Annotated in this window: 15 protein-coding genes; 8 read left to right on the top strand and 7 right to left on the bottom strand. The window is 75.8% G+C overall.

Translation table 11 applies throughout. The features are described 5' to 3' along the window. Window positions 1-44 precede the first annotated feature (44 nt). Window positions 45-2,744 (bottom strand): ATP-binding protein, encoded by a 2,700-nt coding sequence (locus PSED_RS29580; protein ID WP_013677911.1) that lies wholly within the window; start codon window positions 2,742-2,744, stop codon window positions 45-47. Between the two features lie 138 nt (window positions 2,745-2,882). Here PSED_RS29580 and PSED_RS29575 point away from each other — a divergent pair, with 138 nt between their 5' ends. Next, on the top strand, window positions 2,883-4,115 hold the full coding sequence (locus PSED_RS29575; protein ID WP_013677910.1) for a metal-dependent hydrolase family protein: 1,233 nt from the start codon (window positions 2,883-2,885) through the stop codon (window positions 4,113-4,115). A gap of 6 nt (window positions 4,116-4,121) precedes the next feature. Here PSED_RS29575 and PSED_RS29570 read toward each other — a convergent pair whose 3' ends face one another. Beyond that, window positions 4,122-5,123 (bottom strand): helix-turn-helix transcriptional regulator, encoded by a 1,002-nt coding sequence (locus tag PSED_RS29570; RefSeq protein WP_013677909.1) that lies wholly within the window; start codon window positions 5,121-5,123, stop codon window positions 4,122-4,124. Window positions 5,124-5,186: 63 nt separating this feature from the next. Between PSED_RS29570 and PSED_RS29565 the strand changes: the two genes are divergently transcribed. Then, complete coding sequence (locus PSED_RS29565; RefSeq protein ID WP_013677908.1) at window positions 5,187-5,594, top strand: VOC family protein; 408 nt, start codon at window positions 5,187-5,189, stop codon at window positions 5,592-5,594. A 38-nt stretch (window positions 5,595-5,632) separates the two neighbouring features. After that, window positions 5,633-6,217, top strand: a complete 585-nt coding sequence (locus PSED_RS29560; RefSeq protein WP_041762807.1) for a TetR/AcrR family transcriptional regulator — start codon at window positions 5,633-5,635, stop codon at window positions 6,215-6,217. Here the strand turns inward: PSED_RS29560 and PSED_RS29555 are convergent. Beyond that, a complete protein-coding gene (locus PSED_RS29555) occupies window positions 6,201-7,064 on the bottom strand; it encodes an SCO6745 family protein (RefSeq protein ID WP_013677906.1) in 864 nt (287 codons plus the stop codon). The genes PSED_RS29560 and PSED_RS29555 overlap by 17 nt on opposite strands. A gap of 95 nt (window positions 7,065-7,159) precedes the next feature. Between PSED_RS29555 and PSED_RS29550 the strand changes: the two genes are divergently transcribed. Together PSED_RS29550 and PSED_RS29545 are read left to right on the top strand one after the other, a co-directional pair. Continuing rightward, window positions 7,160-7,630: a GNAT family N-acetyltransferase gene (locus tag PSED_RS29550; protein WP_013677905.1), complete on the top strand. Its 471-nt coding sequence runs from the start codon at window positions 7,160-7,162 to the stop codon at window positions 7,628-7,630. Between the two features lies 1 nt (window position 7,631). Next, window positions 7,632-8,534, top strand: a complete 903-nt coding sequence (locus tag PSED_RS29545; RefSeq protein ID WP_013677904.1) for an NAD(P)-dependent oxidoreductase — start codon at window positions 7,632-7,634, stop codon at window positions 8,532-8,534. 13 nt (window positions 8,535-8,547) lie between these two features. On the opposite strand, the gene PSED_RS29540 is transcribed toward PSED_RS29545, so the two are convergent. Then, entirely contained in the window at window positions 8,548-9,222 is a 675-nt protein-coding gene (locus tag PSED_RS29540) for a biliverdin-producing heme oxygenase (protein WP_013677903.1), read from the bottom strand. Window positions 9,223-9,334: 112 nt separating this feature from the next. Between PSED_RS29540 and PSED_RS29535 the strand changes: the two genes are divergently transcribed. Then, entirely contained in the window at window positions 9,335-9,565 is a 231-nt protein-coding gene (locus PSED_RS29535; RefSeq protein WP_013677902.1) for a hypothetical protein, read from the top strand. Window positions 9,566-9,574: 9 nt separating this feature from the next. Here the strand turns inward: PSED_RS29535 and PSED_RS29530 are convergent, their stop codons facing one another. Together PSED_RS29530 and PSED_RS29525 are read right to left on the bottom strand one after the other, a co-directional pair. Beyond that, window positions 9,575-9,991, bottom strand: a complete 417-nt coding sequence (locus tag PSED_RS29530) for a hypothetical protein (RefSeq protein WP_013677901.1) — start codon at window positions 9,989-9,991, stop codon at window positions 9,575-9,577. A gap of 67 nt (window positions 9,992-10,058) precedes the next feature. Then, the gene (locus PSED_RS29525) at window positions 10,059-10,673 is read right to left on the bottom strand and encodes a dihydrofolate reductase family protein (protein ID WP_013677900.1); all 615 of its coding nucleotides are present in this window, start codon (window positions 10,671-10,673) and stop codon (window positions 10,059-10,061) included. Window positions 10,674-10,691: 18 nt separating this feature from the next. Between PSED_RS29525 and PSED_RS29520 the strand changes: the two genes are divergently transcribed. Beyond that, window positions 10,692-11,027: an ArsR/SmtB family transcription factor gene (locus PSED_RS29520; protein WP_013677899.1), complete on the top strand. Its 336-nt coding sequence runs from the start codon at window positions 10,692-10,694 to the stop codon at window positions 11,025-11,027. After that, entirely contained in the window at window positions 11,024-11,491 is a 468-nt protein-coding gene (locus tag PSED_RS29515; protein ID WP_013677898.1) for an SRPBCC family protein, read from the top strand. Before PSED_RS29520 ends, PSED_RS29515 begins: the two co-directional genes overlap by 4 nt. Before the next feature lie 4 nt (window positions 11,492-11,495). Here PSED_RS29515 and PSED_RS29510 read toward each other — a convergent pair whose 3' ends face one another. After that, window positions 11,496-12,545, bottom strand: a complete 1,050-nt coding sequence (locus PSED_RS29510; protein WP_013677897.1) for an NAD(P)H-dependent flavin oxidoreductase — start codon at window positions 12,543-12,545, stop codon at window positions 11,496-11,498.

Below are 12,545 nucleotides of genomic sequence, written 5' to 3'. Positions count from 1 at the left end.
CCTTCCAGCGGACCTTCCAGTGGCGCCCGGCGGGCGCGGAGAGGTCAGAGGTGCGCGGCCAGCTGGCGGCGCGAGGAGATGCCGAGCTTGGCGTAGATGTTGCTGAGGTGGAACGCGACGGTGCGGCCGGTCACGAACAGCGACGCGCCGACCTCGGAGTTCGTGCGTCCCTCCGCGACGAGCCGGGCCACGGCCAGCTCCTGCGGGGTCAGGGCGAGGGCGCCGCCCGCGGCGGGCGGGTGCAGGCCCGCGGCGCGCAACAGCTCGTCGGCCCGTTCGGCGAACGGTGCCGCGCCGAGGCGGGTGAGCCGGTCGTGGGCCGTGCGCAGCAGGTCGACACCCGGCCGTCGTTCGCCCGCGGCGACCAGCGCCCTGCCGAACCCGGCCTCGACGCGCGCCCGCACCGGCTCGGCGGCGATCCGCCCGGCGAGCTCCATCGCGTGCTCGTAGGGCTCCCGGGCGGCGGCGGGGCCGGAGCGCAGCTCCGCGAGCTCGGCGCGCAGCCGCGCCGCCTCGAGCGCGGTCCAGCCGGGTGGTCCGGTGAGGCGGGTGTCGAGGTCGTCGAGGGTGGCCGCCGCGGCGTCGAGGTCGCCCGTGCCGAGCTGCCCCTCGGCGAGGAGGGTGCGCCACGGCACGATCACCGCCCGTACGACGGGCCGGGCGACGGTGTCGTCGGCCCCGGTCAACGGGGCGAGCGCGGCCAGCATCCCGGCGGCGTCGCCCCGGGCCTGGGCGAGCACGGCCCGCGCCGTCGCTGCGTAGGCCTGCCCGCCCCACCACGGCAGCGTCCGGGTCGCGCCCTCCGCGGCCTCGACCCTGGCCGTCGCGAGCTCCCACTCCCCGCGCCCGGAGGCGACATAGCTGGTCAGCGCGTTGGTCAGCCCGGCACCGACGAGGACGCCCGCGTCGCGGGCGAGCGAGACGGCGAGCGCGCCGTTCGCGGCCGACCCGTTCCAGTCCCCCGTCCGGTACTGGGCCTCGGCGAGGTGGGCGAGCAGCAGGATGCGCCCCTGCATCGACATGTCCGCCGCGCCGTCGCGGACCACGCCGGTGAGCACCTCCGCGGCGGCGGCCGCGTCCTGCCGCCACAGCGCGACGACCCCGCGCAGCCCGGCGACCTCGGGGGATCCGCCCTTCGCGAGCAGCGCGTCGACCTCGTCGTCGCCGCCCCGGACGACCTCGGCGACGATCCGCACGAACCGCGCGGTCGGCTCGTCCTCGGGCGGGGGCACCCGGTCCAACGCCTGCCGCGACAGCTCGGCCGCGGCGTCCACGTCGCCCTCGACGAACGACAGCAGCGACAGGTGCGCGGCCGCCGCCGCGCGACCCGCGACGTCGTCGCCCGCGCCGTCGAGGGCGTCGGCGAGGGACACGTGCGCGTCGCGGAACCGGCCCGTCGCCGCCTCCAGCCTGCCGACGACGCGGCTGCGCGCGGGGCCCGGCGGCAGCGCCCGCACGTCGGGTTCGGAACGCAGGGCGCGGCGGAGGTCGCCGCCCGCGAGCATCGCGTCGACGCCGGCGATCAGGCGTGCCGCGCGCGCGTCGGGGGTGGCGCTCAGGTCGGCGGCGGCGAGCAGGTGGTCGGCCGCCGCGCGCCAGCGTCGGGCGTCGACGTCCTCGCGACCCAGGGTGGTCAGCTCGGTGGCGAGCTTCTCGTCCGGGCCGACCGCGGCGGCCACACGGTGGGCCGTGGCGGCCGTCCCGCCGACCAGCTCCGCGGCCGCGCTGTGCAGCTCGTGCCGCCGGGCGGGCGGGAGATCGCCGTGCACCGCGGCGCGGACGAGCTGGTGGGTGAACGCGACGTCGTGACGCGTGCCGCCGGTGATCTCGACGAGCAGCCCCGCGCGCACGGCCTCGTCGAGCGCGGCGACGGGGTCGGCCGGGGCGGCGAGCGCGACGGCGTGCGCGAGGGGGCAGCGGTCGCCGAGCACCGCGGCGGCCAGCACCAGCTCGCGGGCGGCTTCGGCGAGCCCGGCGACGGTGACCAGCACCAACGTCGTGAGCGAACGGGGTGCCGGCAGGGGCGTCGAGGTGTCGAGCAGCGTGGCGTGCGGCAGCTCGCGCAACAACGCGGCGACGTGCAGGGGATGACCGTCGGTGTGTTCGCGCAGTCGCTCGGCGGCCGCGGGGGTCAACGGCCCGACGGAGTCGGCGGCGAGCGCGCCGATCTCGTCGGCGCCGAGGCCCCCGAGGACGACCCGCTGCGGCGCGACGGGCCCGAAGCCGCGGTCCCACCAGCGCGTACCGGGCCCGCCGTCCGGGTCGCGCACGCCGAGCACGACGAGCACCCGGTCGCGGCGCAGCCGGCGGACGGCGAAGGCGAGCGCGCCCGCGGACGGGTCGTCGACCCACTGCGCGTCGTCGACCACGAGGAGGACGGGGGCGTCGCCCTCGAGCGCGCCCAGCGTCGCCAGCAGCTCCGCGCCCACCGCCAACGGATCGGCCGAGGGCGACGGCGCACTGCGGGACGTCCCGGGCGGGAGATCGGCGACCAGTTGGTCGACGACCCCGAACGGCAGCGCGACCTCGGCCTCGTCGGCGGCCGCGCGCACCACCGTCACGGCGTCGGCGGCGCCGGGCCCCGGGACGTCGTCGACGAAGCGGCGGAGCAGTGTCGTCTTGCCGATGCCCGGCTCACCCTCGACGAGCACGACCGACGGCCGGCCGTCGCGGGCGGCGTCGAGTGCGCCCGCGAGCACGGCGAGCTCGGCCGCGCGTCCCACGAACGGCTCCGTCCAGGGCATGCACCGAGTGTGGCGAGCGAGCGTGGAGTCGGACAACCGCCGTTCGGCCCGTCGATCAACGCCGAAAGTTTGCATACAATACGGGCGCGAAATCCGCACGACCCGGGCGGGCGACGCCCCTCGACGGGAGGCGACTGCATGCAACGCATCGTTCTGACCAACGGCACCTTCCTCACCGGCGACGACCTGACGCCGGTCGCCGGTGCGCTCGCCGTCTCCGACGGGACGATCGAGGACTGCGGCCCGCACGTGCAGGCCCGGCCCGGCGACCACGTCGTCGACCTCGACGGCGGGTTCGCCATGCCGGGGCTCATGGACGCGCACTGCCATCTCGTCTACCGCGACGTGGCCGATCCCTACGACATCGAGCTGCGCAAGTCGGTCCCGCAGGCGACCGTCGACGCCGTGCACAACGCCGCGCTCCTGCTGCGCAAGGGCTTCACGACCATCCGTGACGTCGGCAGCCGGGCCAACATCGGCGTCGAGGTGCGCGACGCGATCCGCCGCGGCGACGTGCCCGGGCCGCGGGTGCTGGCCGCGGGCCGCATCGTGTCGGCGCCCGGCGGGCTCGGCGACTTCCAGCCGTCGCACCTGTTCGAGCACGCGCCGTACCCGCACAGCCTGGCCGTGCAGGTCGTCGGCCCCTACGAGGCCGCGGCGGTCGTGCGCACCCAGCTCAAGGACGGCGTCGACTGGATCAAGGTCGGCGTCAGCGGCACCGGCTTCAACCCGCTGTGCCCCGCCGAGCGCAGCGGCCTGACCGACGTCGAGTTCCACGCGCTGGTCGACGAGGCCGTCCGGCAGGGCGTGCCCGTCGTGGCGCACGCCGAGTCCGCGGACTCGGTGCGCACCGCCGCACGGGCCGGGGTGGCCAGCATCGAGCACGCGCTGTTCCTGGAGGACGACGCGCTGGCCGCGATCGTGGAGCACGGCCTGACGATCTCGCCCACGCTGTCGATGTACCGCGCCTTCGCCGAGCGCGGGCTGGAGATGGGCATCCCGCAGGTGATCGTCGACCAGCACCGGCGCACGCACGAGCACCACGTCGCCAGCATCGCGAAGGCCACGGCCGCGGGCGTGCCGATCGTCGCGGGCGGCGACGCCGGGCTCACCCACTTCGTGCAGGGCAGCTGCGCCGTCGAGCCCGCGACCTACGTCGAGCTCGTCGGCATGTCGCCGCGCGCCGCCCTGCAGTCGATCACCGTCAACATCGCCCGGCTGCTCGGGATCGACGGCGAGGTCGGCACGCTGGCCCCCGGGATGGCTGCCGACGTGCTGGTCCTGCGCCGTGACCCGCTCGCCGACGTCACCGCGCTCGCCGACGACGCCGCCCGCGCGCTGGTGCTGCAGGGCGGTGTCGTCGTGAGCTGAACGCGGTCAGTACCCTGATGAAGTCGGTGCGGGTCGTCGGGGTGGCCGCGGACGCGGACCTTCGGCCCCGCCGTAGCGGGCGACGAGCTCGGCGCCGATCCGGGCGAGCTCCGCGCGTACCGACCCGGGTTCGACGACCTCGACGCCCGCGCCCCAGCCCGCGAGGTTCTCCGCGATCGACAGGGCCATCGGCGCGCCGACGCGGACCCGCACCCGGCCGTCCGCCTCGGTGCCGAGCGTCGTGAGGTGGCGTCCGAAGTGGTCGCGCAGGATCGTCACGTGCCGCTCGGGCACGAGCACGACGGCCTCGACCAGTGAGCGGCGTCGTTCCATCTCGCCGACGACCTGTTCCCACTCGCGCGCGAGGTCGAGGTCGGCGGGCCGCTCGGCCGGCTCGGTGGTGACCTCGGCGGTGGCGACCCGGTCGACGCGGAAGGTGCGGCGCCCCTGCACCGTCCCGGCGACCAGGTACCAGTCGCCGTCCTTGTCGACGAGCCCCCACGGGTCGACGACGCGCTCGGACCTGCGCCCCCGGCGGTCGGCGTAGCCGATCCGCACCCGACGCCGCCGCACCACCGCGTCCTGCAGGGCGTCGACCATCGCGGGCCGGTCGCGGTCGTGGCGTCCCCACCGGGCGGGATCGACGACGACCGCGTCCGCGGCGGCCTCGGCGTCGGCCCGGAAGGTGTCGGGCAGTGCCCCGACGAGCTTGCGCAGCGCCGACCGGGCCGCCGGCGCCACGGCCGCACCCGGCCCGGCCAGCGCGAACAGCGCCGTCGCCTCGCCGGCGGTGAGACCGGTCAGGTCGGTGCGCGCCCCGCCGACGAGCGACCAGCCCCCGCCACGTCCGGGCTGCGGGTAGACGGGCACCCCGGCTGCCGACAGCGCTTCGAGGTCGCGGCGGGCCGTCGCGACCGAGATCTCCAGCTCCGCGGCGACCTGCGCGGCGGTGACCCGGCCACGGGCCTGCATGAGCAGCAGGGTGGCCACGAGGCGGTCGGCGCGCACACGCCGGATTCTCCTCCGAAAAGTGCTCACTCGGTGAGCACTTCACCTCGGCACGATGCTCCCATGTTCCGAGGACTCAGCACCGTCAGCTTCTACACCGACGATCTCGCCGCCGCCCGCGCCTGGTACACCGAGCTGCTCGGCGTCGAGCCCTACTTCGCGTTCCCGCCGGCCCCGCAGCCGCCCGCCTACATCGAGTTCCGCATCGGCGACGACGAGGACGAGCTCGGCTTCGTCGACCGGCGCTGGGCGCCGGCCGGTGCGTCGGCGGCCCCGGGCGGCGCGGTCGTGTTCTGGCACGTCGACGACCTGGAGGCGGCCGTCGCGCGCCTGCTGGAGCTGGGCGCGACGGAGTACGAGCCCGTCACGCCGCGCGGATCGGGGTTCGTCACGGCGTCGGTGGTCGACCCGTTCGGCAACGTGCTCGGCGTCATGACGAACCCGCACTTCGCGGCGCTGCACGAGGCCTGACCCGGCAGGTTGCCGAGCGACCTATCATGACGGTCGTCATGGCAGAACGCAGCCCTCGGGAGCGCACGGTGCGCAGCGCCGCGCTCCTCTTCCGCGAACGCGGCGTCGGTGCCACCGGGATGCGCGAGATCGTCGCGCACGCCGGGGCGCCGCGCGGTTCCCTGCAGCACTACTTCCCCGGCGGCAAGCACGAGCTCGTCGCCGAGGCGATGGCGTGGATGGCGGAGCGGGCCGCCCGGCCGTTGCGCGCGAGCCTGGAGCAGGACCCGCCGCCCGACGCCGCGGCCGTCGTCCGTGGCGTCGTCGACCGGTTCCGCGAGGTCCTCGCGATCACCGACTTCCGCGGCGGCTGCCCCATCGTCGCCGGGGTGGCCGACGCCGTCTGGGAGGACGCCGGGCTGGCCGATGCCGCCCGTGCCGCGTTCGGGCAGTGGCTCGACCCGCTGACCCGGGCACTGGGTCGCGGCGGCATCGACGAGGACCGCGCGCCGCGGCTGGCGATGATGGTCGTCTGCGCGGTCGAGGGCGCCGTCGTGGTGGGCCGGGCGTGGCGCGACGAGAGCGCCCTCGACGCCGTGCAGGCCGAGCTCGACCTGCTGCTCGGCGCTACACCGACCCGCTGACCGGCAGCCCGACGGGGTTCGGGTCGGGGAGCATCCCGCTGCTCAGGATCCGGCCGGTGAGGGGTGTGAGGAGCGCGTCGAGGCGGGCGGTCGCGTCGGCGCCCAGCGCGGTCCACGGGCTCTCGGCCGCGGTGTCCGTGGCCGCCTCGATCTCCTCGTGCAGTGCGCGGCCCGCGGCGGTGAGGGTGTCGTCGGTGTCGACGATGCCGGCCGCGCGCAGCCCGGCGAGCCCGTCCTGCCACGCCTCGGGGGCGAACATCCGGCCCAGGCGCAGGCCCTCGCCGTCGGACTCGCCCGCGGCGACCTTCAGCAGGTGCGACGCCAGCGGCCCGATCCCGCGGGCCACCAGCACCGCGATGTGGCCGTCGCCGCGATGCTCCCGCAGTGTCGTCGTCGCCTGCCAGAGCGCGAGGTGGGGCGCGTCCGGCCGGGGGAGCGCCTGGTTCGCCGCTGCGAGGACGCGCCCCGCGGTGTCGGCGGCCATGGCCGCGGTCCACGCCAGCTCGGCGGCCTCGGCGACCTCGGGACCGGCCACGACGTCGTCGCCCCAGAGCCGGCGCAGCGCGGCGTCGACGCCCGCGAGCCGGGCGGCCAGCGCCGTCCGCGGGTCGGTGTGGGCCCAGGCGTCGGGCAGGGCGCGGGCGAGCCGGTCGCGGCGGAAGCCGAAGAACGCGGCAGTGGCGATCTCGGGGCCGACCGCTCCCAGCGGCGCGACCCGCTGCGCGGCGTAGCCCATCCAGTACCCGCGCATCCCGATCGCGTCGGCCGCGGCGCGGGCCTCGGGCGCGAAGTACGTGACGTCGTGGATCGGCTCGACGTGCGTCCACATCCGGCGTGCGTAGGCCATCCGTCCTCCGTTCGGCGCAATTCCACTGCTATGACGACTGTCATGATGCCGGGCCCGGCCGCTGGAGGGTAGAACCGTTCGCTATGACGACTGTCATGACGGCGTGCCACCTGCCCGCCACTCCGGCCGCGGTGGCGGCGCTCGTGCGGTCCTGCTCGCCCGAGTCGCTCGGGGAACGGTTCGCCAGCCGGCATCGGCTCGCGCCCGAGGACGTGCTCGACCGCTATCCGCGCTACCTGCTGGGCGGCGCCGTCGCCCTGGCCGCGTGGACCGACGGGCGCGTGGCCGGCCTGCTCAACCTCGCCGTCGTCCGGCCCGGCATCGTCGACGTGGCGCTGCTCGTCGCCGACGACCTGCAGCGCCGCGGTGTGGCCACCGGCCTGTTCGCGACGACGCTCGCCGACCCGCGCTGGCAGGGCTGGACCGTCGAGGCCACGATCCGGCCGGAGAACCGCGCCGGGTTGGGGTTCCTTCGCGCGCAGCGGCTCGGGCGGCCCCGGCTCGCCGGCATGTCGGTCGGCCAGCTCACCTACGCGATCGAGGTCCCGACCACGGCGGTGGCCTGACGTGGCCGTCGATCCGCTGGGCTTCGTCGGGCTGGGGCTGATGGGCACGCCGATGGCGCTGCGGCTCGCGCGGGCCGGGACGCCGCTCGTCGTCTGGAACCGCACGCCGGCGCGGGCGGCGCCGCTTCGCGCCGCCGGTGCGACCGTCGCCGCCGACCCGGCCGAGGTGTTCGCGCGCTGCCCCGTCGTGCTGCTGATGCTGTCCGACGGCGACGCCGTCGACGCCGCGCTCGGCCGCGGCACACCGGCGTTCGCGACGATGGTCCGCGACCGCCTCGTCGTCGTGCTGGGCACGACCTCGCCGGAGTACTCGCGCGCGCTCGGCGACGACGTCCGGGCCGCGGGCGGCCGGCACGTCGAGGCGCCGGTGTCGGGTTCCCGGGTGCCCGCCGAGCAGGGCGCGCTCGTCGCGATGCTGGCCGGTGCCGACGACGACCGCGCCCGCGTCCGCCCGCTGCTCGCCCCGATGTGCCGCGAGGTCGTCGACTGCGGGCCGGTGCCCGCGGCCCAGCTGACCAAGCTCGCGGTGAACCTCTTCCTGATCACGATGGTGACCGGCCTGGCCGAGGCGCTGCACTTCGCGCGGCGGCACGACCTCGACCTCGACACCGTCGTTCAGGTGCTCGACTCCGGGCCGATGGCCAGCGACGTCTCCCGGATCAAGGCGGCCAAGATCGTCCGTGACGACCTCGCGCCGCAGGCCGCGGCCGCCGACGTGCTGGGCATCTGCCGGCTCGTCGGCGACGCCGCCCGCGGCGCCGGGATCGCGGCACCGCTGCTCGACGCGACGGCCGCGCTGTTCGCGGAGACCGTCGCGGCCGGGCACGGAGGCGACGACATGGCCGCCGTGGTGCACGCGATCGCCGGCCGGTCCGCGCGGAGGGCCGGGGCGCCCGCCGGGTGAGCGCGGGACCGGGTCAGGCCGGGATGCGGTCGTCGCCCGTGAGCGGGTCGAGCTCGTCGAGCAGCGCGATGTTGAGGTCGAACGCCCGTACCGCCTCGTCGACGACCCTGCGCTGCTCGGCCTCGTCGAACGGCGTCGCGTCGAGTGCGGCCCGGTACTGCTTGCGGAACGCCGGAACACTGGGGATGGCGTCGAAGGCGTAGAAGCGCGCGCCGTCGTCGACCAGCCCGTACCTGGTGCGCAGCAGGGCGCGCACCACCTGGCCGCCCGCGAGGTCGCCCAGGTAACGGGTGTAGTGGTGGGCGACCCAGCCGCCCACCCAGCGGTCGGCGGCGATCGTCCGCAGCGCGGCGACGTAGGTCCGGGTCGCCGGCAGCGGCGTGCACTCCGCAGGCCAGCCCGCTCCCAGGAGGTGGTGCAGGTCGGCCGCGAGCGCGGGTGCCCGGCGCAGCTCCTCGCGACGGAACGGTGCCGCGGCCGGCTCGTCGGCCAGCGCGTCGCCCGCCCTCTCGAGCGCGTCGTAGACGTGCCAGAGCTGGCCGGCCAACGCCGCGTAGTCCTCGACGGGCAGCTCGCCGCCGAGCAGGGCGGACATGAAGCGGGAGCCGTGCGCGCGGTCGTGGACGGCCGCGGTGCCTTCACGGAGCCGTCGGGCCAAGGTCACCGGCTCGGCGCTGTCGGACGTCATGCGATGTGTCCCTCCCCGTCGGGTTCGTTCAGATTAGGGGCACCTAACTGGGCGACGCCAGAGGATCTCGCGCTGCGGGAGTGGATCCGGGAGACTGGAGGGGGAGGAACGTGTGACCGACGATCAGCTTGTCGTGGAGTTCGCGCTGGCGCGCCTCGACAACCCGGACCTCGACATCGAGGAGGTCGCCGCGCTCGTCGTGCGGCGTGCGGGCCCGGACGCGATGCTGGAGTTCGCGTCGAACGCGCTCGCGTCCCGCGACGAGCTGCGCGGCCCCGTGTTCGCGTCCGCGGTCGAGCACGTCATGCGCGTGATGCTGACCGTGCGCGGCGAGCGCGACTGACCGACCCGGTCAGGACCGCTTGCGGCGCAAGCCGTCGGCGAGCAGGGCGGCGCCCATGCCGAGCAGCCAGACGTCCTTCGCGATCGCGTTGCCCTGCTGCGTCGGACGCAGCTTGTCGTGCATCCCGGGGGTACCGAGGTAGAGCCCGAGCAGGCTCGCGGCGAAACCCGTGAGCCCGGCGCCGACGACGGCGGCAGGGACGAACGGGGTCAGGAGCGCGGCGCCGAGGGTGATCTCACCGGCGGCCAGCGCCTTGAGGAACGGCTGCGGGGCGACGGCGTCGAGGAACGGGTAGGTCCCCTTCGCCATTCCGTGGACGCCGGCCGCGGTCTTCTCGTCACCCTTCCACTTGCCGATCCCCGTGTTGAGGATGAAGGCGCCTGCCGTCGTGCGCAGCGCGACGTGCGCGGGGTTCCAGCGGGCCACGAGACCTCCCGGTGAGTGAACGCTCAATGATGAGCGACGCTACACAATCGCGGGAGTCCGCGCCCGGTCAGATCACGTCGATGCGCCCGTAGGCCGCCGCGCCCGCGGGTTCGTAGGTGAGCAGTGCGACGCCCGACGGTGTCGTCTCGTGGTCCACGGCGCGATAGGCCGCGGCTGCGTCGTCGTCCCGGAAGAACCGCCTCCCGGCGCCGACGACGACCGGCGCCACCGCCAGTCGCAGCTCGTCGACCAGGCCCGCCGCCAGCAGCGACGCCGCGAGCCGGGCGCTGCCGTGGACCTGCAGCTCGGGTCCCGGCCGGGCCCTGAGCTCGGCGACCCGCCCCTCGACGTCACCGGCGAGGATCGTCGACGGCGCCCACCCCGCCTCGCGCAACGTCGTCGACGCGACGTACTTCGGCAGGCCGTTGAGCCGCGTCGCGACGGGGTCGTCGGGGTCGGTCGACGTCGGCCAGTCACGGCTGAACGCCTCGTAGGTGCGACGGCCGAACAGGAACGCGCCTGCCCGGCACGTCCACTCGGTGACGATCTCCAGGAAGCGCTCGTCGACGAACGGGACGAGCCAGCCGCCGCGGCCGAACCCGTCGGTCGTGTCCTCGTCCGGCGCGCCCGGGCCCTGGCAGACGCCGTCGAGCGAGACGAACTGCATCACGGTGAGCTTCATGCGGTAACGTACTACCACATGGTTGTAGATTCGGGCGAGCGGCGGGCCGTCGACCGGCTCTTCCACGCCCTCTCCGACGGCACGCGCCGCGACATCGTCGTACGCACCCTGCAGGGCGAGCACTCCGTCTCGGCACTCGCGCGGCTCTACCCGATGAGCTTCGCGGCGGTGCAGAAGCACGTGGCCGTGCTGCACGAGGCCGGCCTCGTCGCCAAGCGCCGGCAGGGACGGGAGCAACTCGTCTCCGGCGACGTCGAGGCGCTGCGCCGGGCGGGTGCCGTCCTCGACGCGCTGGAGGACGTGTGGCGGGCGCGGGTCGAACGGATGGGCGCGTTGCTGGAGGAGGACTCGTGAGCGTCGTGTCGGTCGAGAAGGACGCGGTCGCCCGGACGATGACGATCACCGCCGAGTTCGACGCCCCCGCCGACCGGGTGTGGCGGCTGTGGGGCGACCCGCGCAAGCTCGAACGCTGGTGGTTCCCGCCGGAGGTGACCGCGACCGTCCAGGAGCACGATCTCGTGCCCGGCGGGCGCGTCTCCTACACCTGTGCGACGCCCGGCGGCGACCGTTCGGGCTGGTGGGACGTCCAGCACGTCGACGAGCCGCGCCGGATCGAGTTCACGATGAGCGATCCGGGTGTGCCGAGCACGAGCGTGCGCATCGCCGTCGCGGACCGCCCGGGCGGCACGCGCGTGACGATCCTGGTGCGGTTCGCGGCCGGTGACGACATGGACCTGCTGCTGTCGCTCGGCTTCGACCGCGGGCTGTCGGCCGCCGTCGCCCAGGGGGACGCCCTCCTCGCGGCCGACCAGCCGTGAGCCATCAGGCCAGGATCGCGCGGGCCTCGTCCCACATCCGGGTGACGACGTCGCCCGCCGGCTCGGCGCGCGCGAGGGCGGCCGACTGCCCGGCCCAGAAGTTCAGCGGGTCCACGCCGGGCGCGTCGCCCCGCCGGAACCGGCCGACGAGCCGCCGCTGCTGCGGGTACGGCGCCGGGCGGGGCGCGTCGTCGGCCGCCCAGGCGTCGGTGTAGGACGTGCGGACCGCCCGGCCCAGCCGGCCGGTGTAGGCCCGCGTCGGCGTGGTCGCCTCCGGGGCGGCGCCGTCGAGCGCCGCCGCCCACTCGGGAGCGATCCCGGCCTCCGGCGAGCGCAGCAACGCCGTCCCGACCTGCACCGCGCTCGCCCCGAGCGCCAGCGCCGCGGCGACCCCGCGGCCGTCCCCGATCCCGCCGGCGGCGACGACGGGGACGTCGAGCGCGTCGGCGAACCGCGGGACGAGGGCCAGCAGCCCGACGGTCGTCGCCTCGGCCGCGGTCTGGTCGAACGTGCCGCGGTGCCCGCCGGCCTCCATGCCCTGCGCGACGATCGCGTCGGCTCCCGCCTCCTGGGCGGCCAGGGCGTCGTCGAGCGTGGTGGCGCACGCGAACCAGGCGATGCCCCGCTCGCGCAGCCGCGTCACGTACTCCGGGTCGAACAGGCCCATGATCGAGGAGACGACGGTGGGCTCCGCCGCGAGCATCGCCTCGCACTGGTCGGCGAAGTCCGGGCCGGGTGCGTCGGGGCCGGGCGTGCCGAACGTCTCGAGGAAGGCCGTCGCGGCGGCGACCCGGTCGGGCGCCTCGACGGGCTCGTCGGGGATCCAGATGTTGAGCTGGACGGCGCCGTCGGAGGCCGCCCGGAACTCCGAGACCCAGTCGGCGATCTTCGCGGGACCGTCGAGGACGACGCCGTCGGCGCCCATCCCGCCCGCGTTCGCGACGGCCGCCGCCAGCGCGGGCGGGCACGCCCCGGCCATCGGCGCCTCCAGCACCGGCAGTCGCAGCCCGTAGCGGTCGCAGAACGCCGCAACGCGGTCCGTCACAGCCGACAT

It is taken from the genome of Pseudonocardia benzenivorans CB1190 (assembly GCF_000196675.2).
Taxonomy (GTDB): domain Bacteria; phylum Actinomycetota; class Actinomycetes; order Mycobacteriales; family Pseudonocardiaceae; genus Pseudonocardia; species Pseudonocardia benzenivorans.
Note: the sequence above shows the minus strand (reverse complement) of the source record. Positions and strands in the feature narration are given on the sequence as shown.

Coding starts and splice junctions, on each gene's coding strand:
- PSED_RS29580 (WP_013677911.1), bottom strand. CDS start 2,744: ATGCCCTGGACGGAGCCGTTCGTGGGACGCGCGGCCGAGCTCGCCGTG.
- PSED_RS29575 (WP_013677910.1), top strand. CDS start 2,883: ATGCAACGCATCGTTCTGACCAACGGCACCTTCCTCACCGGCGACGAC.
- PSED_RS29565 (WP_013677908.1), top strand. CDS start 5,187: ATGTTCCGAGGACTCAGCACCGTCAGCTTCTACACCGACGATCTCGCC.
- PSED_RS29560 (WP_041762807.1), top strand. CDS start 5,633: ATGGCAGAACGCAGCCCTCGGGAGCGCACGGTGCGCAGCGCCGCGCTC.
- PSED_RS29555 (WP_013677906.1), bottom strand. CDS start 7,064: ATGGCCTACGCACGCCGGATGTGGACGCACGTCGAGCCGATCCACGAC.
- PSED_RS29550 (WP_013677905.1), top strand. CDS start 7,160: ATGACGGCGTGCCACCTGCCCGCCACTCCGGCCGCGGTGGCGGCGCTC.
- PSED_RS29540 (WP_013677903.1), bottom strand. CDS start 9,222: ATGACGTCCGACAGCGCCGAGCCGGTGACCTTGGCCCGACGGCTCCGT.
- PSED_RS29525 (WP_013677900.1), bottom strand. CDS start 10,673: ATGAAGCTCACCGTGATGCAGTTCGTCTCGCTCGACGGCGTCTGCCAG.
- PSED_RS29520 (WP_013677899.1), top strand. CDS start 10,692: ATGGTTGTAGATTCGGGCGAGCGGCGGGCCGTCGACCGGCTCTTCCAC.
- PSED_RS29510 (WP_013677897.1), bottom strand. CDS start 12,545: ATGTCGGCTGTGACGGACCGCGTTGCGGCGTTCTGCGACCGCTACGGG.